Origin of the sequence: Prochlorococcus marinus str. MIT 9314, assembly GCF_000760035.1 — a bacterium.
GTDB lineage: Bacteria > Cyanobacteriota > Cyanobacteriia > PCC-6307 > Cyanobiaceae > Prochlorococcus_A > Prochlorococcus_A marinus_B.
The window spans coordinates 62,734-86,899 of the sequence record NZ_JNAO01000013.1 but is presented as its reverse complement, the minus strand read 5'-3'; the positions used below and the strand labels follow the sequence as shown (position 1 = coordinate 86,899).

The 24,166-nt window shown below is 28.2% G+C and carries 34 protein-coding genes; 22 read left to right on the top strand and 12 right to left on the bottom strand.

The window, feature by feature from the left end; translation table 11 throughout:
• Nucleotides 1-251: 251 nt before the first annotated feature.
• Nucleotides 252-1,457, top strand: coding sequence for an LptF/LptG family permease (locus EU98_RS01540; protein ID WP_032516308.1), 1,206 nt, complete (start codon nucleotides 252-254; stop codon nucleotides 1,455-1,457).
• Nucleotides 1,458-1,464: 7 nt separating this feature from the next.
• On the opposite strand, the gene EU98_RS01545 is transcribed toward EU98_RS01540, so the two are convergent.
• The 5 genes from EU98_RS01545 to EU98_RS01555 form a co-directional block, all read right to left on the bottom strand.
• On the bottom strand, nucleotides 1,465-2,595 hold the full coding sequence (locus EU98_RS01545) for a hypothetical protein (protein ID WP_032516307.1): 1,131 nt from the start codon (nucleotides 2,593-2,595) through the stop codon (nucleotides 1,465-1,467).
• Between the two features lie 449 nt (nucleotides 2,596-3,044).
• A complete protein-coding gene (locus EU98_RS10105; protein ID WP_241466410.1) occupies nucleotides 3,045-3,176 on the bottom strand; it encodes a DUF1543 domain-containing protein in 132 nt (43 codons plus the stop codon).
• A 186-nt stretch (nucleotides 3,177-3,362) separates the two neighbouring features.
• Nucleotides 3,363-3,506 (bottom strand): hypothetical protein, encoded by a 144-nt coding sequence (locus EU98_RS09975; protein WP_193743039.1) that lies wholly within the window; start codon nucleotides 3,504-3,506, stop codon nucleotides 3,363-3,365.
• 509 nt (nucleotides 3,507-4,015) lie between these two features.
• Nucleotides 4,016-4,492 carry a hypothetical protein gene (locus tag EU98_RS01550; RefSeq protein ID WP_032516306.1) on the bottom strand — a complete coding sequence of 159 codons (477 nt, stop codon included), beginning with the start codon at nucleotides 4,490-4,492 and terminating at the stop codon, nucleotides 4,016-4,018.
• Between the two features lie 607 nt (nucleotides 4,493-5,099).
• Nucleotides 5,100-5,258 carry a 3-phosphoshikimate 1-carboxyvinyltransferase gene (locus EU98_RS01555; RefSeq protein WP_413352738.1) on the bottom strand — a complete coding sequence of 53 codons (159 nt, stop codon included), beginning with the start codon at nucleotides 5,256-5,258 and terminating at the stop codon, nucleotides 5,100-5,102.
• Nucleotides 5,259-5,582: 324 nt separating this feature from the next.
• Between EU98_RS01555 and EU98_RS0109150 the strand changes: the two genes are divergently transcribed.
• The 6 genes from EU98_RS0109150 (at nucleotide 5,583) to EU98_RS01570 (ending at nucleotide 11,429) form a co-directional block, all read left to right on the top strand.
• A complete protein-coding gene (locus EU98_RS0109150; protein ID WP_032516598.1) occupies nucleotides 5,583-5,969 on the top strand; it encodes a DUF3804 family protein in 387 nt (128 codons plus the stop codon).
• Nucleotides 5,970-8,452: 2,483 nt separating this feature from the next.
• On the top strand, nucleotides 8,453-8,608 hold the full coding sequence (locus tag EU98_RS09970; RefSeq protein ID WP_193743038.1) for a hypothetical protein: 156 nt from the start codon (nucleotides 8,453-8,455) through the stop codon (nucleotides 8,606-8,608).
• A gap of 760 nt (nucleotides 8,609-9,368) precedes the next feature.
• Nucleotides 9,369-9,626 (top strand): hypothetical protein, encoded by a 258-nt coding sequence (locus EU98_RS0109145; RefSeq protein ID WP_032516303.1) that lies wholly within the window; start codon nucleotides 9,369-9,371, stop codon nucleotides 9,624-9,626.
• Between the two features lie 202 nt (nucleotides 9,627-9,828).
• On the top strand, nucleotides 9,829-9,975 hold the full coding sequence (locus EU98_RS09965) for a hypothetical protein (protein WP_193743037.1): 147 nt from the start codon (nucleotides 9,829-9,831) through the stop codon (nucleotides 9,973-9,975).
• A 79-nt stretch (nucleotides 9,976-10,054) separates the two neighbouring features.
• A complete protein-coding gene (locus EU98_RS01565; RefSeq protein ID WP_032516302.1) occupies nucleotides 10,055-10,573 on the top strand; it encodes a hypothetical protein in 519 nt (172 codons plus the stop codon).
• Between the two features lies 1 nt (nucleotide 10,574).
• Complete coding sequence (locus EU98_RS01570) at nucleotides 10,575-11,429, top strand: LOG family protein (RefSeq protein WP_032516596.1); 855 nt, start codon at nucleotides 10,575-10,577, stop codon at nucleotides 11,427-11,429.
• Between the two features lie 787 nt (nucleotides 11,430-12,216).
• On the opposite strand, the gene EU98_RS09960 is transcribed toward EU98_RS01570, so the two are convergent.
• On the bottom strand, nucleotides 12,217-12,381 hold the full coding sequence (locus tag EU98_RS09960; protein WP_193743036.1) for a hypothetical protein: 165 nt from the start codon (nucleotides 12,379-12,381) through the stop codon (nucleotides 12,217-12,219).
• Between the two features lie 299 nt (nucleotides 12,382-12,680).
• Here EU98_RS09960 and EU98_RS09955 point away from each other — a divergent pair, with 299 nt between their 5' ends.
• A complete protein-coding gene (locus EU98_RS09955) occupies nucleotides 12,681-12,851 on the top strand; it encodes a hypothetical protein (protein WP_193743035.1) in 171 nt (56 codons plus the stop codon).
• A 27-nt stretch (nucleotides 12,852-12,878) separates the two neighbouring features.
• Here EU98_RS09955 and EU98_RS01575 read toward each other — a convergent pair whose 3' ends face one another.
• Nucleotides 12,879-13,187, bottom strand: coding sequence for a hypothetical protein (locus EU98_RS01575; protein WP_032516301.1), 309 nt, complete (start codon nucleotides 13,185-13,187; stop codon nucleotides 12,879-12,881).
• A 312-nt stretch (nucleotides 13,188-13,499) separates the two neighbouring features.
• Here EU98_RS01575 and EU98_RS01580 point away from each other — a divergent pair, with 312 nt between their 5' ends.
• From EU98_RS01580 to EU98_RS09950, 4 genes are all read left to right on the top strand, one after another.
• Entirely contained in the window at nucleotides 13,500-14,216 is a 717-nt protein-coding gene (locus EU98_RS01580) for a dienelactone hydrolase family protein (RefSeq protein WP_032516300.1), read from the top strand.
• 172 nt (nucleotides 14,217-14,388) lie between these two features.
• Complete coding sequence (locus EU98_RS10155; protein WP_275040620.1) at nucleotides 14,389-14,520, top strand: hypothetical protein; 132 nt, start codon at nucleotides 14,389-14,391, stop codon at nucleotides 14,518-14,520.
• 359 nt (nucleotides 14,521-14,879) lie between these two features.
• Entirely contained in the window at nucleotides 14,880-15,077 is a 198-nt protein-coding gene (locus tag EU98_RS01585; RefSeq protein WP_032516299.1) for a hypothetical protein, read from the top strand.
• An 81-nt stretch (nucleotides 15,078-15,158) separates the two neighbouring features.
• The gene (locus tag EU98_RS09950; protein WP_193743034.1) at nucleotides 15,159-15,314 is read left to right on the top strand and encodes a hypothetical protein; all 156 of its coding nucleotides are present in this window, start codon (nucleotides 15,159-15,161) and stop codon (nucleotides 15,312-15,314) included.
• Between the two features lie 469 nt (nucleotides 15,315-15,783).
• On the opposite strand, the gene EU98_RS10150 is transcribed toward EU98_RS09950, so the two are convergent.
• On the bottom strand, nucleotides 15,784-15,915 hold the full coding sequence (locus tag EU98_RS10150) for a hypothetical protein (protein WP_275040619.1): 132 nt from the start codon (nucleotides 15,913-15,915) through the stop codon (nucleotides 15,784-15,786).
• Nucleotides 15,916-15,919: 4 nt separating this feature from the next.
• Complete coding sequence (locus tag EU98_RS01590; protein WP_032516298.1) at nucleotides 15,920-16,102, bottom strand: hypothetical protein; 183 nt, start codon at nucleotides 16,100-16,102, stop codon at nucleotides 15,920-15,922.
• Nucleotides 16,103-16,329: 227 nt separating this feature from the next.
• On the opposite strand from EU98_RS01590, the gene EU98_RS09945 reads away from it, so the two are divergent.
• Nucleotides 16,330-16,467, top strand: a complete 138-nt coding sequence (locus tag EU98_RS09945) for a hypothetical protein (RefSeq protein ID WP_193743033.1) — start codon at nucleotides 16,330-16,332, stop codon at nucleotides 16,465-16,467.
• Nucleotides 16,468-16,602: 135 nt separating this feature from the next.
• Nucleotides 16,603-16,746: a hypothetical protein gene (locus tag EU98_RS09940; RefSeq protein WP_193743032.1), complete on the top strand. Its 144-nt coding sequence runs from the start codon at nucleotides 16,603-16,605 to the stop codon at nucleotides 16,744-16,746.
• A gap of 225 nt (nucleotides 16,747-16,971) precedes the next feature.
• Here the strand turns inward: EU98_RS09940 and EU98_RS01595 are convergent, their stop codons facing one another.
• On the bottom strand, nucleotides 16,972-17,166 hold the full coding sequence (locus EU98_RS01595) for a hypothetical protein (RefSeq protein ID WP_032516297.1): 195 nt from the start codon (nucleotides 17,164-17,166) through the stop codon (nucleotides 16,972-16,974).
• Between the two features lie 201 nt (nucleotides 17,167-17,367).
• Here EU98_RS01595 and EU98_RS09935 point away from each other — a divergent pair, with 201 nt between their 5' ends.
• From EU98_RS09935 to EU98_RS01620, 7 genes are all read left to right on the top strand, one after another.
• On the top strand, nucleotides 17,368-17,523 hold the full coding sequence (locus EU98_RS09935) for a hypothetical protein (RefSeq protein ID WP_193743031.1): 156 nt from the start codon (nucleotides 17,368-17,370) through the stop codon (nucleotides 17,521-17,523).
• A gap of 82 nt (nucleotides 17,524-17,605) precedes the next feature.
• A complete protein-coding gene (locus tag EU98_RS01600) occupies nucleotides 17,606-17,791 on the top strand; it encodes a hypothetical protein (RefSeq protein WP_025923503.1) in 186 nt (61 codons plus the stop codon).
• 531 nt (nucleotides 17,792-18,322) lie between these two features.
• Nucleotides 18,323-18,655, top strand: coding sequence for a hypothetical protein (locus EU98_RS01605; RefSeq protein ID WP_032516295.1), 333 nt, complete (start codon nucleotides 18,323-18,325; stop codon nucleotides 18,653-18,655).
• Nucleotides 18,652-19,587, top strand: coding sequence for a hypothetical protein (locus tag EU98_RS01610; protein ID WP_032516294.1), 936 nt, complete (start codon nucleotides 18,652-18,654; stop codon nucleotides 19,585-19,587). The genes EU98_RS01605 and EU98_RS01610 overlap by 4 nt, the downstream gene beginning before the upstream one ends.
• Before the next feature lie 390 nt (nucleotides 19,588-19,977).
• Complete coding sequence (locus EU98_RS01615) at nucleotides 19,978-20,238, top strand: hypothetical protein (RefSeq protein ID WP_032516293.1); 261 nt, start codon at nucleotides 19,978-19,980, stop codon at nucleotides 20,236-20,238.
• Between the two features lie 368 nt (nucleotides 20,239-20,606).
• Nucleotides 20,607-20,744, top strand: coding sequence for a hypothetical protein (locus EU98_RS09930; protein ID WP_193743030.1), 138 nt, complete (start codon nucleotides 20,607-20,609; stop codon nucleotides 20,742-20,744).
• Entirely contained in the window at nucleotides 20,686-21,390 is a 705-nt protein-coding gene (locus EU98_RS01620) for a HupE/UreJ family protein (protein ID WP_032516292.1), read from the top strand. The genes EU98_RS09930 and EU98_RS01620 overlap by 59 nt, the downstream gene beginning before the upstream one ends.
• Before the next feature lie 342 nt (nucleotides 21,391-21,732).
• Here EU98_RS01620 and EU98_RS09570 read toward each other — a convergent pair whose 3' ends face one another.
• On the bottom strand, nucleotides 21,733-23,034 hold the full coding sequence (locus tag EU98_RS09570) for an autotransporter domain-containing protein (RefSeq protein WP_072165469.1): 1,302 nt from the start codon (nucleotides 23,032-23,034) through the stop codon (nucleotides 21,733-21,735).
• Nucleotides 23,035-23,234: 200 nt separating this feature from the next.
• Between EU98_RS09570 and EU98_RS01625 the strand changes: the two genes are divergently transcribed.
• Complete coding sequence (locus EU98_RS01625) at nucleotides 23,235-23,693, top strand: EVE domain-containing protein (RefSeq protein ID WP_032516291.1); 459 nt, start codon at nucleotides 23,235-23,237, stop codon at nucleotides 23,691-23,693.
• A 5-nt stretch (nucleotides 23,694-23,698) separates the two neighbouring features.
• On the opposite strand, the gene EU98_RS01630 is transcribed toward EU98_RS01625, so the two are convergent.
• Nucleotides 23,699-23,950, bottom strand: a complete 252-nt coding sequence (locus tag EU98_RS01630; RefSeq protein WP_032516290.1) for a DUF2811 domain-containing protein — start codon at nucleotides 23,948-23,950, stop codon at nucleotides 23,699-23,701.
• Nucleotides 23,951-24,166: the final 216 nt, after the last annotated feature.

The window sequence follows — 24,166 nt, the reverse complement described above, 5'->3', positions numbered from 1 at the left end:
TTTGATTTATTTTTTGTTGGCAGTGTACGCAATTGCATTTGTATATCAAAGTTTTATTTTTCATGCTTTAACTGTTTTTTTTTAAGAAACCAAATTTCTTGTTTTATTGCAAGTGTTAATAAATTATTTTTCTGATTAATTATTGAAACTAAGAAAATAAAAATATTGTTCTTAACTATAAATTTTATATTGGTTTCTAAATCGTTGATATTTTATAATGTTAAAAAAGACAGTAAAAAAATAATCTTCTTTTGAAACTTTCAAATCAATCACTTATTAAAAGAACTATTTATAAAATAATTTCTCCTTGGTATTTTCTTCCTTTAATAGATAGATGGTTGTTAGGGCAAATAATACCTCCCATGATATTTGCAATTTCTGCTTTTACTGTTATTTCATTATCTGTTGGAGTAATGTTTGATCTTATAAGAAAAATAGTTGAATTTGGTTTACCTTTATTTTTAGCTTTAAAAGTTCTTTTTTTTAGTTTACCCAGTTTTTTAGTCTTATCATTCCCAATGGCAGTTTTACTTTCAACATTATTAGCCTATGGAAAGTTATCAAGCAACTCTGAATTGTTGGCATTGAAATCTTTGGGTATAAAAACTTCAAGAATTATTTCTCCAGCCATTGCTCTTTCAATATTTATGACAGGGTTAACTTTTTACTTTAACGATAATTTAGTTCCTGCGAGTAATAAATTAGCTGAAACTACATTAAGAGGAGGAATAGGTAAATCATTTAATACAGAAGAAGGGAAAGAAAATATTATGTTTTCTAGATATGGATCAAGAATTGAACAAGAAACAAACAATCCAACAAAATTAAATAATTACTTAACTCATATTTTTTATGCAGCAAGATATAAAAACAAACAGATGAATGAAGTTACAGTATTAGATTTATCAAGAATGGGTTTTCGACAGATTTTAAAAGCAGAGAAAGCAATTTTTGATAAGAAAAATACTGCATGGATATTTTCTAATGGAAGCTTAGTTTCAGTAGATTCTAATGGTCAGTCAACCATTGTTCAATTTAGTAGATATGTATATCCATTCGATGAAGGTCCCTTGAAATTAGCAGAAGTTCCAAAAGATGCAGCTAAGATGACCCTTAAACAAGCTTTAAAAGCTGAAAAAATTTATCAACAAACTGGAAACTTGAAAGAAACAAGGAGAATTCAAGTTCGTATTCAAGAAAAATTTACGTTACCTTGTGCTTGCTTAGTTTTTGGATTAATTGGCAGTACTCTTGGTTCAAAGTCCAATATCAGATCTTCAAAAGGACAAGGTTTTGGGATAAGTGTGATTCTCATTTTGATATATTACGTCATGTCTTTCTTATTTAGTTCATTTGGAGTAAAAGGTTTATTAAGTCCAATTATCGCAACTTGGTCACCTATTTTAATTTCTCTAAGTGGAGGTTATTATCTACTTTATAAATCTTCCAGGATTTAAGTTGTTATTACTTTTTAAGTTCATTAGCAATTATTTCAGCCAGAATATAATTTCCTTTTTGATTAAAATGCATATCGCCCCTTATATATAATTCTTTTTGCCAAGATTTTGAATTTTCCTTATATGAATTAAAAACAGGGAAGGTATTTATTACGCCTGAGCAATCTATCTCAATACATAATGACTCTACATATTCTGGCCAGTCAAATAAATTTTCATATGAAAGTTGAGCTGGCCAAGGATAAATAAGTAAATATAGTTCATTATTATTTTTTGAAGTAAATTGAGAAATCTCCATTAAATTTTTTCTTATTTTATTAAGACCTTGCTCAATCCCCAATGGCGAAAACTTATGATCAATTAATTCCCATTCTTTATGCGTAAACTTAGACCTATCATTATTTCTTACTTGAATATCATCCACAAACCTTTTTACAAATGACTCCATACCATAATATATCTGATAAGTTAATTTAAAATTTTTTTTAACATAGAAGTTCTTAAAAATTTTTTTCTTATTTTTCGAAGAATTATTAGGAACATCAATTGCAGATAAGGACTGTCTAGAGAATTTTCTAACTTCTTGCATAAGTGCAGGCTTACCTTTAAATTCGGTCCATCTAGTTGACTCATCAAACACATCACTAATATCAAGACCAATAACAATTTTTTGGTTTCTAGAAATAAAACCATTCTCAATTAAACCTTTTAATTTAAATTTATAAGCAGTTGGGGCATAAGAATTTACTCCTGCATTAACAGCATGCAAATTAAACTGGTTATTTAATATTCCGACAAAACTATCATTCCAATCTAATGCTACTCCAAAAGTAAATGAATCTCCCAAGAATAAAATCTTTTCTCTTGAGATTTCATTTTCATAAAATTCATTTTCTTTTACATGATTTACGCGAAATCCATTTTCATCAGTTTTAACATTAAAATAATTTTTACCATATCTACTTTCACCTAAGAAACCCGAACTTAAATAATACCAACCCAGATCATCTCTAATATATAAAGATTTGCCATTATGAATAATATCTCTTAATTTAAATGGATTGTAATTTGGAGAATTTTTACTGTAAAAAAAATCAAAGATCTGAAAAAAACTTATAGGTAAAATTATTGATACCATTATCATTAAAAAATTAATTGAATAAGTTTTTATAAATCTCAACGAAAAATCAAATAAAACTTTTTAAATTATAAAATAATGATCCTCCTAAATAAAATTTATCCTAAATTCTTAATTTTCATATTTTATATCCCAACCAATCTGGTCCATAGTTTTGATTAAAAAATTTTCCTTAGGTATTAACTTTATTTGCCATCTGTCTATTTTATTAATAACTTGGCAATTATCAATATTACTAAAAGTTTTTAATTTTGAAATATCTTCATTATCCTTTTTTACAGGGAATAAGCAATTTATATTTATCTATATTTTTTGCCTCTATTTTAGTTGAAGCTATAACTAATCCAAACTCATATTTTTCTTGCATAGAAGTCGAGCTATATCCTCCAATAATGACAACCCATAAATATTTTTGAGACTTATTTTTTTTACTAGTTGTCTTCTTCTATTTATCCTTTTTCAAAATTAATTAAATTGATCTTACAGCCATTTGAATATTCTATTTTTTTATAGCTATCAATATGCAAACCTTTTGGGGATTCAAACCAATACTTTCTTAAATCATCGAATTTATCTTCAATTTTAGATCTAATAACCTAATTAACATAATGAATTTCAATATTAACTTTTTCTGATCTAACACCAAGAACAACTAAAAAAAGTTTGCTCTCAAAATTTTTCACCTATAAAACTATAAAATTTACAGAGACTCTAATTTAAATTATTTAGATTTACCTATCAGATAACTAATAAATAAGAGATTGATCTTAATTAAACCAACCTTTTTTCTTTTCTTTAACTTTTGGTGAAGTCTGAATTTTAGGTGCTTCGTCTGCTCTACCTTTAATAATCATTAAGGGAACTATTGCCCATAGAGCTAAAAATAATATCCAAAATAAATAAATGTTCATAGTTTAATATTTTATTAAAATTATATTAAAGTCAATTAAATAAGAATCGTGATTTTCTTTTTAAAGTTCTAGTTTCCATGTATAATAAAAAATTTTATTTATAACGTTAAATAAAAGCATTAAGAATTTTCAAGTAAATAATGAATTTATTTTTAAAATTAAAAAAGTAAAAATTAGATTTTTTATCGAGCAGTCAAAAATAAACGCACCCATAAAAACCACTGCTTTGCATCAGGATGTTTAGAGTGCATAATTATAGTGACAAAATAAAAACCTTTTCGTGAACATTCAATCATATTTGTTCTTATCTAAGATTTTATTTATCAAAGTTAAACATGAATGAAAAAATGTGATCTATGTCATAAGCAAGATAAAATTCATTACAGGGTTAAATCCATAATTCATAAAGACTGGATTTTTTGTTGTAAAGAATGTTGGAATAAAATTTCGCAACATAATAACTATTCCTACGGTGGTACAAGAAAATCAAAATAGAAGATTTAAATTTTTTAAAAGAAATCATCAATTTCTTTTTTTATAGATTTAAAGTCTAAATTAATTCCTTTTATAAATTCATCTACTTCTTTTTTAGTATTCTTATATTCATTTATTTTTTGTTTGGTTTTCTCATATAAAATTGATTCGAATTTTCCTGGACTTACCTCCTCTATCCAATATCCTGCTAAACAATAAATTTTGTTTGGAATAAAAATAATAATAAATAATTTTTTGGAATTTTTATATTGATCAATTATCTTATTAGCTAAAGTCCCTTTAGTTTTTTTAATACCAGATAGAGCAATATCTTTTGCTAAAGGCCTAAAATTTTTAGATAGATTCTTATTTTTTTCTACTGTATTTCGAGAAATTATTTTTTCTAAAGAATAACAATAATCTAAAAAATTAGTATTTTCTTTTTTTGAGGGATATATAGTTATGAGGGAACTTAAAATTAAAAAAGAAATTAAAAGAAATTTTTTAAACATGTATTTTAATTAGATTTATCATTTCATAAATATAAAAAGACAATTCTTAAATTACTATTAATTACCTTAATAAGATTCACATTAATTAAAAAAATTTCTATTAATTTAGCTAAACCTCTTTGAAAAAAATTTAAAATTATTTCAAACTAATTAATTATTTATAAACCGCATAAAAAATTTTTTTTATTATAAGATTATGAAAAATTCTTTTTTGAAAAATAAAAGTATCAAATCTTTGTTAGATTTTTTTCCAGAATATCAATTTCAGCAATATTTATTTCAGCCATACTAGGCAAAATAAATGATTTTGAAAGAACAGTTAAATATATTTCTTCAAAAGGAATTACTTAACCAACTTCATCTATTCTTCTAGTGGGAGCGATTATATTTCTTATATTGGTTTCTGGATTTTTTATATTTGGAGAAAAACAAAAAATCGGTTCAGTCATTTTATTATTATTTCTTATTCCAACAAAGATAATTTTTCATGTATTCCCTTTTGATCAAAAAGCAGTATTTATGAATCTCAAATTAGTAGGTGGATTAATTATTTCTGCAATAAGGAAACCAAAATAAATTACTTAATAAAAGAAACCTAAATATTTTTTTAATTTTTCTCTCTTAATTCTGGGAAACAATTTGCAATATGAATTAATTCATAAACCTCTTTGCTATCGTATTTTTTATTCGGAATTCCACTTCCCACATCTATGCCTTTCTCTTTCATCTTCTTTAATATCAGTTCTTGTCTTTGCATACTTGACATAGACTTAAATCTTTTAGTTCGTTCTTCTTTATTCACTAGATCTTAATTTAGTTAAATTTTATTGTTAAGGTTATATCAATTAGCGATTCATTAAATAAGTAAGAAAGCCAGTAAATGTAAGTAATTTAAATCCAATGAAGAAAGGCAAATATTTTTTTACTTTTTGGCCAATAAGCAATAATTTGTTTAATGAATTGATCATGATTTACATTAAAAATCTTATTATTTAAAACATCCTAACGAATTTTTTTTGGAATTATTCCATTTCGATTTGAATATTTTAAACAGTAGATCTAAACTAGAAGTGCTATGTCCCTTTTTTTTATGAAAGATAAAGAAACAATCATTTCATTATTAAATGAGTTTGCTAATCCAAAAAAAATGGCCTCATTTTTTATTAATAATGCGACTCCAGATTTCTTATTCATAAGACCCAGTGGTAATCCTATAGATGCAAAAGGGTTCGAACACATGATTACTGGTGATATAGTTCAAGAAAAGGCGGAAATAACCAAAATTCACCGATTCGAATTTTTAAGCGAAAATATAGTAATGTGCATTTTTACACTAGGTTCAAAATTTACTTATAAAGGGACACCTAATGATGACTTACCAACAGTTACGTCAATTTTTAAAAAAGTAAATAATGTTTGGAAAATGCACTGGATGCAAAGATCTACAGGAAATTCGGATTTATCTTTATGGGATTAGCAAAGTTAATAGCTCTTTTAATGGTGCTATTACTTGTAGGTAGTTCTTTCATTGGTTTAATTTTTTATTTTATAAAATAAATAAAGCAAATAAAGAATACTCAGTAAATATTTCTTTTTTTAGAAAACAATTGCTTCTTTATGCTAAGTAATTTGATTTTCAGGTGAAAATAAAAACTTTAGACAGACTTACGCCTATATCTAAAGCCAATAAAGCAATTAATAATCTACTCATTTTTTAGAACTCTCAACTATTTTTTTGTAAAGTTCCTCAGAAATAGGTTGCATAACCTTTTAAAAAACTAATTACAAATTAATTATTTTAAAATTAATTTCTCGTTACTAAATATACGAATATATGAATTTTTAAATAGGCAAAAAATATATTTACTATAAGTTCTTCTTATAAAGTATTAATAAATACTTAATGCCATAAACGTCAATAAAAGTCAAAACTTTTTTTTAAAAAAGTAATTAGAAATCTTATTTCAAGTAAATAGATCCTCTATAAGTAAGCTTTATAATCTTTTCTTCTTGTTTTCTACAATATACGAATGACTTTCCATTGAAATACATGTTTACCATGATGCAGCTCCTGAATTTGCTCAAGTCCCCGTCCTATAACTTGAGTCGTACTGCGGTCTATCAGATGGTAGATCGGACGATTTTGTAGTATTCACTACAATCTATTTATAAAGTATTTATACTTAGATGTCAACAATTAATAGAAACTAAACTTAAATTTAAAAGTAGATTCGACTCTCATAAACTCCCTAGCAAGAAAATATAACATATAACTACGAGTAACTCCCATAAAAACTGAAACAAATGCTAGAACTACACAAATAGGACAATGTGGGAATCCCATTATTTATTTTCCAATATAAATTTCAATTCAGTCTCTGCGTTAAGAATGTCAATTCTTTTTTTAAGTAGTTTAAAAAATTTAATTATTTTTTTCAAAATTAAACCCCCTTTAGGCATCAACAATAATATTATTTTAAGAATCAATATATCAATGAGCAAAAATACTGAATCCATTGATATAAGAAGATTTTTATAGCCTTTCTATACAATAAACAACCCCAACATATGCTCAGATACTTTTGATCAATTAACGCGTAAATGCTTATTCAGAATAAATAAAATAATTGGTGATCTAGTTACCGTGCAGTACTATTTTTCTTTTGCTAAAAAAATAGAGCGGGCTAAAGTCCAATACTCCACGAGGATTTAGTCCGCTGACTAAAGCCTGAGAGTGCAAATTTTTCTCTTAATATAAATCAATGCTTTATAAGAAAAATATCTTGATTGCTTAATAAATTTATTTTGTAAATTGCTATTACAAAAATTATGAGTTTATTTAAATTAGTTACTAAATCCTCTTGGAGAAAGCTTTAGTAAATTTATTTTACTTGTTACTTATAAGATCAGCCGAATCTCATTATGGAGAATCATTTGTATCTGTAGAATTTCAATATAATTAAATCAAAAGTTTTTCTTGATTTTAGAAAGTTTTTAATACTTAAATTCTTAGCTTTCTGAACATTGAAAAACTAATTTGAGTTAAGTTGGTTAATTATCTCTATTGCAAATACAGATAAGGTTGTTAATCTTGCACTTAAAGAAGAAACTTAATTTCTTAAACTGATGCAATTTGATCATTTAAATTTCAATGAAGATGATGGCCTCATGTCAATAGAAGATTTAAGGGCTTTACGTCTTCGAAAAAAGAAAATTGAAACTGATAAAAAAGCTAGGAAGTATATCCTGGATATAAATCAAAGATATAGAAAAATGAGTGCCCGTAAGAGTAACAATTTTTTAAGGAATATGAACCCTTTTAAAAAGACCGCATAAATTGTTAATCTTTATTTTGTTAATTTGTTTAACTTTGCAGCTTTCAGAGTAAGATTTTAATGGTGTTTCTTTGGAAGAGTTTCACCAAGAGGGGCCAAAAATTGGCCCCTTCTTTGCGGAGATATTTTTTAATTGAAACTCGTTTAAAATAAAAGTAATACTTTTCTAGAAGGCGAAAGTGACGTAAATCTTTTGTTTAGAGTTTTTTATTACCGTTTAATGAAAACCTTATATCTTCAAATAAATCATCTTATTAAAAAAACAAAAGTTTTAGCTCATGGACTACATACCAAAATTTATAGAATTATTTCAACAATTATAAATTTTTTCATTTGCGATTCTTAATGGCTTTACCTACAAGTTGAGAATTCTACAAAGAAGTTGAAAATAAGATTTTATGGGTAAATATTTGTGCCCAAGATTTAGAATGAGTAGCTATTTCGATCAATAAATGGTGGAAAACAAGATATCCAGGATACAAAATCAGAATAGTTACTAAAAAAGAATTTGAACAAGTAAAAATGCAAGCTGAGAAAAAGGAGAAATAAAATTTTTCTTTGGTAAATTTTGATGCTGAATATTTAATTTTTGCAGTTAATATGAAAACAATAAATTAAGGAACAAATGAACTCTGCATTTGCAAAAGTCTCAAATTTGAAAGTTAACAGGATTTCCAAAATAGCTATTATTCTCGCGTCATCAACTTTCTTTTTGTATGCCTTGGTTCAAGCTCCAATTTTTAAAAATTTACTTGCAGGTGCCTTTTCTTGCTCTGGCTAAATAAAATACTATTTTTTTAAGAGAAGCTAAAAAGCTAAAATAGACAGTGATTGACAGTCGATCTACACTTAGAGGGATAAACCCCTCTTTTTTAATTTTCAATAGATTTATTGATAAAAAGATAATTACTCTTTTTATTTCTCTTTTCAACTGATGAGTATTTCCCCGCACCTATTAATTGATGCTATGATATTAAGCTCTGCCCTTACAATAACTTTGGTATTAAGAGCAAAAGGTAATGCTGCCAGAAAAGAAAAAGAAAATAAATGATTACTAAAGAAGAAGAAAAAGTATTTAAAAAAACTAAATTATATAGATTTTGGAACTTTCTTATTTATGGAAGTTCCATTGCTATTGGAGTTTTCTTAGTTTACTTATATTCTGCTTATGTCTTTATAAACAAATGACATGCATTTACGGCATAGCGATTACTTATGGGGTTGTAAGCCTTTTATTGCTTGGTGGGTTTGCATACTTTACTTTTAAAATGAAACGCTAATTTTTATATCCTCTTCAATGAAAGATTGCTTAGATAAATTTTTTGATTTATTTAGAGAATATCAAAAAGAAATTCCAACTCAGAAGGTGGCTGAGATTTTAAGAGAATATGCTGATAGATTAGATGAATGATAGATACTGGCTGATCTAAGAAGGTATTAAGAGAATAGAATTTCTAGCAAAATTACACAAAATTTTTAAAGTTGGAATAAATTTTTTGAGGATATTTTCCTTGCAATTTTTTATAATTTGAGATTTTTTTTTGATCCTTAATCCGTACAATTTTGTTCCTCAAACCGCACACATAAAACTTGAAATTTACTATTCAAATGCATTAGAAAATAGGTGTAGTCGAGAAGTAAGTATTATGGCACTAAATGATACATTTACTATCCAAGAAATTAATTTGGATAAAAAAAACCTTTCATTTGATAATAAGCTCAAAGAAATTGAAGCTTATTGGAATAAAGAATGTAGAGAACATCCGAGTAACAATCATTGCAAGATTTTTTGTGATTAAAACTTTAACTTTTAGGTATTCTTACGCTTGATTTTTACATAATACCCGTACTAAAGAATAAACAGACAGAAAGGAGGCCAAGCAAATGACTAATTTAGGGATAGAAATTTTATTTTGGACAATTTTAATTTCTTATCTGGGATTAAGATTTTCTCAAACTTGGAATGGATTCAAAAAACAGTATTAATTAGGAGAATAGAAAATGAAACTACAAACTCAGTTCACGGTTCCAAAAAAAGAATTAAAAGATCTTGATTATGTTAAAAAAGTAGATTTCTTAGAAGAAACCTTAAACAAAGAATGTATGGATTATCCAAATCAAGAGGATTGCTTGGTTTGTTGCAATTAGAAATCAAAAAATAGCTGTTTTTTAAAAGTAAATAAATTTTTATTAGTATTTATAAATTTTCTAAAAGGGAGTTAGCACTATGGAATTAAGATTCTTCCCAATAAATATTTTTAGAGAGACTCCAAAAGTCACATTCTTTGATGCAGGCATAGATAGTTCTAATGGTTCTGATGTTGTGATCCATTCTGGGGAAGCTATATCTCCTCCAGATGATTTAAAAGATGAGCAATATTACGTTCACAATCATCAAATTGACCACAATTTAGTTATCACTGGAGAAAGGAAATTTGTTTTAATAAATCCTTCCTGGGATGAACCTCATCATGTGATTTATTTAAATAGATCTATGGGAGCATTAGAAATTCCTATAGGAACTTATCACAGATCTATCTCAGGGAAAAAAGGTAGTATTGTTTTAAACCAACCCAAAAGAGATAATTTTTTTGATCCTGCTAAAGAATTTATCCCTCAAAAATTAGACAAAATTAATTTAATTAAGGCAAGAAAAAGTCCGCCTGTTTATTGGATTTACGAAAATAACAAAATCAAAAGAGTTTATTTTAATCCTCTAGAAAGAAAAGTTAAAACTCTTGTTTGAAATGAAAAAACATATATCCCATAGTAATAATTTTAAAAACCTGAATTTAATTATTAATTCAGATACTTATAAATTGGCTCACGAAGATATTGGCCTATTAAGCCGAAATGAAATGCGTGGAGTTAGAATGCTTCTTGAGATTACTAAACCAGATTTAATCCTTGAAGAAAATAAAATTCTTTCAACCATAATTATTTTTGGAGGGGCAAGCATTGCAGAGGAATCAAATACAAAAAAGAGAATTGAAAATTTAAAAGAATTAATTAAAAAAAATCATAAATCGATACTTCTAAAACGAAATTTAAATAGATTAGAAAATTTGCTTCTAATGAGTAATTACTATCAATCTGCGAGGGAGTTTTCTAAAATTGCTTCAATTAATAATCAAAATAAAAACTGTAATTCTCATGTGATTGTTACAGGTGGGGGGCCAGGAATTATGGAAGCTGCTAATAGAGGTGCATTTGAAGCAAATTGTAAGTCTATAGGGTTAAATATAAGCCTCCCTAATGAACAAATACCAAATGCTTTTATAACTCCCGGCCTTTGCTTTAAATTTAATTATTTTGCATTAAGAAAGATCCATTTTGTTATGCGATCAGTAGCTGCCGTATTTTTTCCTGGAGGTTTTGGAACACTAGATGAATTATTTGAACTATTGACACTTTGTCAAACAGGAATGAAAACTAAAATCCCAATCATACTTTTTGGTAGAGAGTATTGGAATAAGATAATTAACTTTGAATATTTAGCTGATCTTGGATTAATTGAAGATGAACATTTAAATCTTTTCCAATATGCAGACACTGCATCAGAAGCATGGAAAATTATCAAATCATCAAAAAAGTCAGCCTAGAAAACTACAAGCTGACTTGATAACAAATTTAGAAGAATGATTAATAAGTATTTGATATTTTGTTTTTCATGCTTTCAATCTTATTGATTAATTCATCTAACCATTCTGTATTATTTTGCTCTTGTCTTTTATGGCTTTGGTTTTTTTGAGTACTCATAAATTTCTTACTTTTATAGTTTATTTAATATATCTTCAGAAATTAAAGGAATCAATAAGGAATATTACCAAATCGATGATAAAACAAGCTTTAGTAGCATTTCATACAAACCTAACCATCACAAATTAACTAAGAAAATCTAAATCTCTTCAGTTAAGTATTTTCTACGATGTTTTTATTTGAAATTCTGATTTGAATTAGTAAAGGTATAGATGTTCCTATGGAAAAATCATTTCTGAATTTTATTTATTGGATCCTATTAAAGTCAGCTGAAAGTTACTACGGAGATTCATTAAAAACAAAAGTACCTTATACACCTTATTTTTAGTTTTGGTGGGCTTTAACTTTAATATTAGAGCTCTAGTTTGAGAGTTATTAGTTTGGAATTAATTTATTAAAAAACAAAATATCGGTTTCTTAAAGATTCACTACAAAATAACCTCTTACGTTGAATTTCTTTTACTGATTGAGAATAAATTTTAGCGGTAAGGATCGTTCCAAAATTAACTAAAAATATAATTAGAAGAAGTAGCTCAATTGCAAGGTTGGTCATAAGATAAACCTCCTTAAACTTATATAAAAACCTTATAACGGCACAATAGGCATTGAATAGAGTTTAAATTCCTATTTTTAGCCATTGAGAATCTTTGGTAATGGACTAGGTTCACAATTTTCGACGCATTCTTCCAAAGACTTTTCAGAATTACTCTTAATTTCGCAACTACGAAGACAATCATAGAAGGCATACTTGGGATCTAATTCATTTTTGAATTGTTTATTTCTAAATGTATTCATGATCAGACTCCCTTTGATTTTTTTTCAAGTTGATTAATTAATTTATCCAACCAAAGAGTGTTGTTAATCTTTTTTGTTTTTTTAAAGTATTTCGTTTTGAACGTACTCATGAAGTGTATACCTCAATCAGTGAGTACAATTTAGTGGTGATGATTGAAATTTCCTAGAGCAAAAATACTGATTATAAATAAAGTGAAATATTTTAAAACTGATGTATTTAAGATTTATATTTTAGGTATTAAAACTCTTGATTCTTTAATATAACCAATACTAAATAACTTCTAAAAAAGGGGGTAATTATGACTTACGGAAATCTGATTAAAAATAAAATTCGACATGCATTTGGTGATTTGTTTGATAAGTTATCAATTGAGAGAAAACTAACTGATGCTCAAATGGAATGTATGCAATTCGGAATTTGTGATTATGCTCTAAGACAAGTTAAGGAAGTTCCCTTTTTTCATTATTAATTTGAATTTATTTTAAAATAAGAGCACTTAACTCCTCCTCACCCAATCAGGAGATCCACTAAACCAATCAGCAAGATCATCATTTTTGGGATCGAAATGATTTTCAGTCTCTAAACCATCAAGGCCAAGATTTTGGATAAGCCCATTTATTCCATCTGATTTTTGTTTGCCATATCTCCTCAAGCTATTAGCCTTCTTAAGCCATGTCCATACAGTTGAATTATGTTTTGCAAACTTTTCTACATAAATTCTTTCTTCTAATGCGACAGGTTCATCTAATGAAATTCTCTTTACGATATCTTTAATTTTTAAACGAGTCTTGTTGGTTAGAAACATATTCATAAAAGAAGTTAATGTTTTATAAAAGTTTTTTTTATAAATGTCTTGTCAATCTTTATTTCAAGAAAAAGTAATTTTTAGGAGCTTTTCAAGGACAAATATATTTATTCAACAACAGGTATATTAAATTGGTAAAAAAGACTACTTTATTCAATTTACATAACTTATATAAAACGAGTTCCATATAAGTTTCTCTACTAAATTTAAGATTTAATTTATAAAATTGAATAAGGAAAATTTACATTGAAAGTCAATTAAAACTTAGAGGAATAAACCTCTTTTTTCCGCAAAAATTTTTACTTAAAACAAATGAAAAGGGAATGGACAAACGTTTATAGTGGTGATTTACCTCTTAGATCTTGGTGGGTAGATTCAGGTAGTGACTGTGAAAATATATCTATAGTTTTACCAGAGGTCTTTGGGATAAATCACTGGATAAGAAGTTTTTCTGAAAAATTAGCCTCAAAAAAAGTACCTGTATTAGCATTACCTCTTTACGGAAGAACAGCTCCAAAATTAGAATTGGGATATAGTGAAAAAGAATTGAAATTAGGAAGGCATCATAAAAATTTAACCACTTTTAAAAATATTATTAAAGATGTTTCTGCAGCCATAAATTGGGTTCAAGAAAAATATCCAAAAAAGAAAATCTCAATTATTGGATTTTGTTTTGGAGGTCATGCAGCACTTATTGCTGCTTCATTAAAAGGAATAGAAAGTACATTTTGTTTTTATGGAGCAGGGGTCACAGTACCAAGAACCGATACTAATTTTGCTCCCATAGACTTGCTTGAAAAAGTTTCTGGGAAATTAAATTTCATTTGTGGTTCTTCAGATGATTTAATTCCCATAGAAGACAGATTATTAATTGAAAAAAGATTTAAAAAAGTAGATCCACTTAAAGAGAGATTTATTTATGTTGAAGTTAAAGGAGCTGATCATGGGTTTATGTGTGATCAAAGAGAATCCTTTAATAAAGATGCATATTTAATTGGTTGGAATTTATTGATGAAAGAATTCTATTAAAAGAATTTTTAAGAAAATTTTTATAAGTTTCTGGATTAATAATTTATAGACATGCAATATTTAAACTTTTAAATAATTGATAATTGATATTCGATCATTACTCACAGGAACAAAACTGCTCTTTTTTATGACTAAATGGGATGACAAATCTTGACAAAAAGATTTCTTGAACATGAAGTCACATTCTCCTGTTGAAGCAAAGCTACTAATGGAAGGTCTAAAAGGATTGAAAGATGCTTTTCGTTTAGGTGTTTTAAACGTTGAATACGAGAGACTCAAGAAGATAAAAGAGGTGCAACAATAGATTCTTTAAAAATAAGGGGATCTGCCTTCCAGCTATAGAAGCCCGCATACAACTCCTATTTATTAGATAAATCAGCTCGAAATTTTGGTAAGATTTTGTGAAGCGTTATCTATAGATTTTGGAAAAGTCGACTTACCCCAATACCACCCATCACTTTCCTGAAAAGAAAATTTGATGGATAATGAACCTAGAATTGAACGTTTTTAAGTATTCTGTTCACACCGTTCACACGTTGTAATTTTCTTATAACTAACTGACATGACTGAAATTAATTACTGGCTAATGAAAAGTGAGCCAATAGTCATGGCAATGGATCTCAAAAACCCATAAAAAAATGTTCACGATATGTTCACGATTTAATGGCTTCACCTTCGAGTTGGGAATTCTATAAAGAAGAACAAACTAAGATTTTATGGGTTCATATTTGCACCCAAGAATTAACGGATGTAGCTATTTCAATTAATAAATGGTGGAAGACAAGATATCCAGATTTCAAAATGAGAATAGTTTCTAAAAAAGAATTCGAACATATAAAAATGCAAGAGCAGCAACAGTAGCAATAAAATTATTCTTTGGTAATTTTTGATGCTGAATATTTTATTTGTACAGCTACTGTAATTTCAGTACATTAATGAAAAATGAATTCCGCATTTACAAAAGTCTCAAATTTGAAAGTTAACAGGGCTTCTAAAATAGCTATTACTCTCGCATCATCCACTTTCTTCTTATACGCATTAGGTCAAGCACCAATTTTTAAAAATATTCTTGCAGGTGCTTTTTCTTGTTCTGGCTAAATAAAATGCTTGATAAGAGATGATGTGGTCCCAGGATTAAAGATTTATGTAATCATGATTAAATCAATCTTAAGGATTCATGCAAAATATATGTGACCGATTAACTTATCTATACGACAGTTCTGGTGATCGACTCGACCAAGGTTGACCAACTAGATCTTCACTAATCCATGGTCTGCAATACCAAGGTAAATTAACTTATCTAATCTTTACGGAAAGAAAGTTAAGTAATCAGAAATTAAACTTTCGGGATTAATTCTGAACTATCTTAAAAATAAAGTCGTTTGTAAAGCATGAAGAAGTGAGTAATCCCTTTTACTTTCAAAACTAATTTCTAAGAAAATTCTTAATCTGATTATTAAATAGATCTCCTTTCTGTCGTCACCATTAAAAAAAGGCCTGTAAAAGGGTCTTTTTTTATGTCTTAAATTTTATTGATTGACTGTTAATACAAAAATAACTAAATAATTTATCTCGCTCTTTCGCGATCAGTTAATGCTTTTTCAAAAGTAGAAAATAAAGTACAAATGCTATTTAATGCAATCAACAAAAAAACTACTGATCTTCCATGTTGATTTAATTGAAGTGATCTTTGAGTCATACTCTTAATAATCGTCGTTGTAATCGGATGGACTACCAGTTAAAGAACAAACAACTGATTCCTCTTTTTTCATTTCTTTTATTTCCATTATTGGTCTGCCCATTTTCTTAAGAACATCTATATCTTCTTTAGTCTGACAGCGAGCAATTATGTTTCCCTTTTGATCAAAGCAACTGTAGTAAGTCATTTTATTAAATGCAATTTAAAGTTTATGGTTGATTTCAGTTGTAACAACGCAACCGACTCATGACAACCATATTTCTAATTTAGGTCAGTCATAGATTTAAATGGCTAAAAAAACATACCTCTTTCCGTACCTAAATGTTCCTCAAACCGCACACATTACATACGCAGTTTTTTAATCAAATCAATTAGAACAAAGAGGTAGTTAAACAAATATTCAAAGGATAATTTATGAGTGGAGATTTTGAGACTCTTGAAATTAATCAACCAAAAATTAAATATTTAAAACCAGAAGACAATACAGAATGGTTAGACAAATTAATTAATAATATTGAGGACATGAAGAACAAGATATCAAAAAATTCTTAGAAATTTAAGTAAGAAACTTTTTTATTTGATCTTTAGTTTGAATGAGAAGCAATTCAAAAAAGAATTTAAATTTTGTATTTAAGGTAACCGCTTTTTTGTGAGCATTATTCAGAATAAGAGTCCGACTATTTTTTTATGAAAAAAAATTTGGATGAAAATTCTTATGAAAAAAGAATTGAAAATATAGAAAAAGGAAAATCTTATTTAAAAAGTAATGGATTTTTTAAATCAAAATCTAATCTATTCGAAGACATACAAAAATTTATTTATAAAAGGTAATTAAAAATATTTTTTACTTTTGATTAATTAAATCTCTCCATAAGCAAGCCATCACATAAAAGAAAGAAAGACTTAAAATGGTTAGGAGAAAAAAAGAATGGGTCAATTTTCTATAACTAAATTAATCCAAATAATCCTGCAGTAAAACCAACTGCAGCAAAGAATACGAACTCGATTAAATCTCTTGGGGCAGAGTTCATAAAAAAACTGATTTGAGTCATAATTTTATGACTTGAGAGAATCTCTTAAATCAAACTTTTCAGCTTTTTCAGTTTGACACTCAGTATCATCTTCAGCACATTTGATTTCAGCTTTTTTGTTCATGTGGCTACTACAACCGCCTGCTATAACTGGTAAACCGCTCGTAGCCGTAAAACCAGTTAAACATGCAAATGCTATATAAGGAAAAAGTCTTTTCATTTAATTGTTACTTTATGTGAACTTATTATGTTACATAAAAAGCTCAAGTGTGAGTAGCTGATAATTCGTGTGCACCCTATACCAATCATCTAAAGTGATTTAGCAAACCTATAAGTTTTATATTTATCTGGGTATTTTTACTTATATGTTGAGTTGAAGACTTTAAATAATTAATGTTTGTTTTGGGTATATATATAAGTCATGGATAAAGAACATTTAATTGATTTAATATCTAATAGCATTATTTCTGAGATTAAAAATCTCGAAATTAATGAGGAAAAATTGATTGCAAATAATTATTTAAATAATCTGAATTTAAATCAGCTTAGAATAATTTCTAAAGAATTTATTTTGTAATTTTTATTGAATATTTATTTAAATAAATGAGATTTTCTTTACTATCATTTGAATTTTAATAAGTTAATACCTTTTAATTAATATGAATGATTCAGAAGAATTTAAACCTAGCCTTAAACAAATCAATGAGGATATCAGACCTACTTGGGAAGATATCAAAAAACAATCAGAAGTTTTAGTTAACAAACTTGGTTGCCCTAGATCATTTGTAGGAGGGATGCTTCATGCAATAGCAAGCGACTTCTCTGATATGAAAACTTGGGAATAAATGAAAAACTTATTACTTACACCACTTTTCAAACTATTCCAAAAAAGCACTTTCCTCTTATCACTAAATCAAAACTCGTGCCCTGTTTTAGATGCTGAAGACATAAAAAAGCAAGAACAGAAAGAAGCTATTGAAAGGTTGTACCCGTAAACTTTTAACAGAAATGTATCAGATCATATATACGATGCAGCACGGTCCTTTATACACCCCCATGCCACCCATTACTTTCCTAAATTGAAATTTTGCAGGATAATAAATATATAAAAGTGAATAGTATGATATTACATTCACGATTCGTTCACGATTTGCAACTCTCTCCAAATCCTTTGATATGACTGAAATAAATTACTGGCTAATGAACTATGTGCCAGTAGTCATAGCAATGGATCTCAAAAATCAAACAAATTCCGTCCACACCTCGTCCACACTTTTTTCCTTTAAGTAATTCAATTTTTCTAGACCTAATACCTTAATAAAAAATTGTCCCAAATAAAAATATTCACTATTATGCCTGATAATTAACTCTTTGTTTTGAGAAGGCTTCTAATCCCACTAATAGCTGCTCTTGCTTTACCTACTGCTGTTAGCGCTGAGTCTTCTATGATGACTCAAAAAGCTTATGGAGCATCAATACTTGGTGCGAATTTATGTTTTTTAAGGCAAGGTAAATTAACAAAACAATCTTTCGTTTTAAACGTAGAAAATTTAATGCTGAAAAAAGGATATGATATCGATCTTTTGTATAAAGATAATGTTAGAAAAGCAGGGAAATTAATTGCAAACAAGCTTGGAAATAATTGCACTAATCAAAGAGTTCTTCAAGAGGAAAGTTTCGTGATTCAAATTACCGAGATTTTGATGTGAAGAAATTTCTCATACTTTTATTATTATTTTTTATCCCCGAGGTAAAAGCAGAAGAAACATGGACAAAGGTTGGTCAATCAATGTTTGCCCCTATCCCAGGAACTTTGGCTTATGAAATGTGTACAAAAGATAATTTTTGTGGATTCGGTTATTTTATTGATGTTAGGTCTTTAGTTGAAAGAGGAAATTTTAGATATTTTAATCTTGATGTAATTGGATTAGACAAAAATGGGTTTAATAACCGTGACAAAAAGCTTATTGGTACTGGTTGGACAGTTGATTGTGAAAAGGGTCTATTGGGTACGCAAATAAATTTAAAAGAACCTTCAGCTTCGCCAGAATTTGATGTTATCAATTTTGTTTGTTCTTCAAATAAAACTGATTCTTCCAATAAAGTTGGCAGTCAATGGAGAAAATATGGCGATTTCAATGCTTATTGGGGTGGTATCACATTAGACTCCGAGTATTTAAGCAATAATGGTTTTGTACATTACGAAATCAAAATTGAGAGCAATGTTACTGTTGACCCTGTTATTGAAATATTCGATGTAGATTGCAGCAGAAGAAAATTTTTAAGTAAATTTCCTTACAAAGAAAAATGGTTCACTCCAAAAAATGAATATAAATCTAGGATAATGAGCGATTTATGCAGCGACAAAAAAGGAGATCCAGAAATTGTTAATGTAATAAAAGCAAATGGTTGGAAGCAATATTCTAAAAATCTATGGGTCAATATCAATGGGTGGTATGAAACAGACACCAGTGATCAATATGCCACCCGAATTTATAATGCGTCTAATCAGGGATATGATACAGTGAACGTTCTTTGTGATCAAAATAAAATTAGTTTTTATGTTTATGACCAGTGGGGTGATTGGAACTATGCAAGTGGTATAAAGAAAGAAATTCTTAACGATGGATGTAACTTTTAATAATTAAATAAATCCCTAAGTACTGGTAATTATTCATAACCCCTACAAAATTCCGAAAAAAAATATTATAAATTCCTCTATAGGTTCACATATACACATGGCGAAGGAGTTACCCTATACCACCACTTTCCTAAATAGAAAGATTGATGGATAATAGGTTAATAAAAGGGTGTATAAACTATTCCATCCACACACTATCCACACTTTGCAATATTCTCCAAACCCCTTGATATGACTCAAATAAACTACTGGCTAATGAAATAGGAGCAAGATGCATTTTACTAGTCATATCAAGGTTTTTATTTTTTATCAAAAATTCTATTCGAACCTCATTCGAACTTTTTATTGATTGACAGGCGATCTAAGATGAATGAATAAAACCCTTTTTTTATGAATACCTTAATAGTTTCTACTTTTGATTGTTCTTTTGAAGATTTTGATAAATTTGTAGCAGATTTCCATGAAAAGGAGGGACATAAATATGTCGAAGAATATGAACTCATCAAGGTAAATGACCATAAAAGTCACTTAATTCTTAAAGTCAAGGATTTAGAAGGATTTGCTGCGGCGACAAGTACTCCAGAGATGAAAGAGTGGGATAAAGAAAATGGTTATAAAGACATTTGTTATTCACTAACTCCAGCTGAATAAATTGAAATGCTTACTACTTGCATATGAATAGATAAACGAAAGAAGCTATTGAGCTACAAGAAGAAAGGATTAATGCGTTAGAAGGTAAACGAATTATTGATGTAGAAGCTGAGTGAAGTTATCTTTTTTAAATAATAAACATGAATATGATTTTCATTATCAAAATATTATTTAAAAGGTTTATTAATGGTTACTAAATAATAATCATGAATATGATAATCATTTTTAAATATTATTTAATATTATATTTTTAATTAAATAAAAATGATAATCGTTTTCTTGATTAAATTTTATAAAATGTATAAGTTATTACTATTATTGATTTTTTGTCATATATTGTTTATATTTAAGAATAAAATTTTTTAATTATGGTTATTACTTTTACAAAAAATCTATTAACAAATACTTTGATTTCAAATGAGAACGAAGTTTGTCCAGGTTGTGGTTGTGTTTGTCCTTGCGAATGTACAGATTGTGAAGAATGTTCACCATGCAAAGATCATTAATTTAAATAGAAAAATGAATTCTAAAAATTTTTTTCATAGGAACTTAAGAGTCTCTTCAATAATCTTCCCAGTATGTTTGTTTTTTATTAGTATCTGCAATCCAGTATTTGCTCATCATCCATTTGGTATGGGTGAAAGTTCCACATTAACTTCTTGGCAGGGATTCATCAGAGGTATTGGTCACCCCTTATTAGGTCCAGACCATCTCCTTTTTATTTTGGCAATAAGTCTTATTGGATTGAGATTCCCAAAAAAATGGATATTACCTTTATTAGGTTTTGGTTTAATTGGAAGTGCTGTTGCGCAATTTTTATCATTGCCAGAATTTATGATTCCCTACGCAGAAGCATTAGTATCTTTAAGCTTAGTTGTAGAAAGTTTGATAATTTTGGGCTTTTTACCTAGCTCATTACTTTTACCCATGATCTCTTTACATGGCTACTTGATAGGAGGTGCGATTGTTGGTGCTGAGCAAAGTCCTCTATTAAGTTACTTTTTAGGGATATTTATAGGGCAAGGATCTTTGCTCTTGATAGTCCTATATTTATCAGAGCACATTGGGAAAATTTTAAAGAATAAAAATTTAGTTTCAGGAATTTTAATTGGTATTGGAGCAGCCTTTTCATGGGTTGCGCTTATTGATTAAGAAGGGTTCTAAAATCTTTAGAGAACAGCAGAATATTTGCTCCAGAAGCTGCTTGAGCTTCGGGTACATCGTTCTATAGAGAGAGAACAAAACCTAGTAATAGCCTTAGTTTATAACCCCTATGTGAACAGATAACCAATTCTGTGTGAACAGTAAGGTCAAGAATCAAGCTATAACTAGGATTTTATTTAGCTCCAATAAATAGAGAAAAAAAGATCTGTAACCAGCGATCTGTTTCTATATTTTTTATACGGTAAATTAGATTAAATAAATCGATGATTTGAACGTTTGCAGAGAAACTAAATACGTAATCTGTTCACACTTCGTCCACACTTTTAACTATTATAATTGCCACTTAAAACCACCTCCATAAGACTGCTTATTTCCTGCTCCTCCTAATCCATATTCGGCATTTAAATTAAGCATAAAGTCTTTGGTTAATACAAAATCCGTTCCAACTTTTACAGAGCCATTATGCTTACCAAATGTTTTAGCAGAAACCAAAGTATTTGCATCAGAGCTTCCTGTTAATCCTCCTTTAAGACCTCTATTATTGTCTGCAGAAGTATCCATTTCATAGTTCAAGGAGATTGATGGAACTAATAACCATTTTCCTCCTTCCATAAGGATTTGTTTATCTACACTAATTCCTGTTTTAAAAAGAAGAGATTCTGCTTGATTAGCTTCAAGTGTTATTAAATCTCCACTTCCAGATTCACTAAATCCATCTTGAGTATGAGCTGCATAAGCAACACCAACTGATGGTTTAAAACGGATTGGAGTTTTCATATTTTTGATAATCTTTTTTATATCCCAAATACCATTTATTTCTGCTGTATATCCATCAGTATCGTATGCAGATGATGCTGAGGTGGTTGAATAAGTTCTAATCCCTTTGTAATCAAAGTCGGATCCCCCAATCATTCCTTTGAGGATGAATTTATCATTTACTTTTTTAACACCATAAAATGAGTAATGGGTATTTGTAGAACTTAAACTTGCTGTTGTACTAGAGAAGTTGAAGTTATCTAAATTAGAGGACCCAACGCCATAAGCAATCCCAGCTTTCCATTTATCATTAATAGTTTTCTCTAAATTTATTGAGGTATTAAAGTTTGCATAATCATATGATCCGTAACTGTTATTTCCGTTAACCGAGGCAATTGTGTTTTTAACATTGGTATAAACACAATAATCAGTATTTTCAATTACCCATCCTGAGTTATCGCATTTGCCAGCTTTTGCCAATACTAAATCTCTATTGTTTTTAATAGATCCCAATCCAACACTTTGCATAGCCGCATAAGGTTGCACCCATTCTCTGCTGAGAGTGGTGCTTAAAACTAAATTCAATGTAGATTCTTCTTGAATGTTGTAGTCGCTTAAAGTTCTAATATCCTCAAGTTGTTTGCCAGCAAAGGTCAAGATTTGTTTGTCTGGAGCTATTCCTTCTTTATCTTGTATGTTTACCTTGACACTTTGAATAGTATCGTTCGCTTCCACATCAAGGGTTATAGTTTTTCCCGTTATCGTTTTTACGAAAATCTGCATTGCAGCATTAACAACACTAAAAAAACTAATAAAACTTATAAAAACAAAAGGGGATAACTTATAAAAAAAATCTTTATTAATACTCTTAATCACTAGTTAATTTCACTTCAATATATCTAATATTTATTAGATTTCATCTTAATCATAGTGAGTATTAACTGTCAAAAGAACCCCATACCAACCCTCACTTTCCTAAATAGATAATTTGATGGATAATGAACCTAGAATTGAACGTCTTTAATATTCTGTTCACACACCGTTCACACATTGTAATTTTCTTCTAAATTATTAATATGACTGATATTAATTACTGGCTAATGAAAAGTGAGCCTGACGCTTACAGCATAGATACTTTAAAAAATGACGGTGAAACTTTATGGGATGGAATAAGAAATTATCAAGCTCGAAATTTTATGAGAAAAATGAATAAAGGAGATAAAGTTTTTTTCTATCATTCGAATTGCAAACCCCCAGGTATTGTGGGACTTATGGAGGTAATAGATCTAAATATTGTTGACCCTACTCAATTTGATCAAGATTCAAAATATTTTGATCCAAAATCGAAGCCTGATAATCCTAGGTGGGATTGTGTAAAAGTAGAATATAAATTTAAGTCAGATAAGATTTTAAGTTTACCTGAATTAAAGATTTTATTTAATGAGGATGAGTTATTAGTCGTAAAAAAAGGGAATAGGTTATCTATATTACCTGTCAGAAATGACATTGCAAAAATACTATTAGAAAAAATTTAAAATTTTTAATCCTTAAAATTCATCGAAAACATATTGCCAATATAAAGTCTCGTTAAATCCCTATTTTGAAATCCTTTTTGCATTAAAAATCCTGCTATCGCAGCTTGTAGTATTCTGTATTGATCCCAGTTAGGATGCTCCTCAACGAATTCTTTCATAGCCTTTTGAAGATTTTCTTGAAGTTCACATTTGAAACTTATGACTTCATCTTTATGATTTAATACTTTTGAATTTTCTTCGTAATTTAACTCTTGCATATTGGAAAAAACTTTATTGAAATTTAAATCTACAAGATGTAGTTTTCTCCAAAATTACTGAATCGTCAACAAGCATTATTAAGAGACAGTCTCATTTTGTAGAATAATAAGAATTTAGTTATAAAGTGGGAAGTCATGAAAATCAATTTTGTAAATTTAAATCTTATTTAAATATAAAGATTTGCTTAAAATCAGAAGTTTTCCACATGCTTTAGA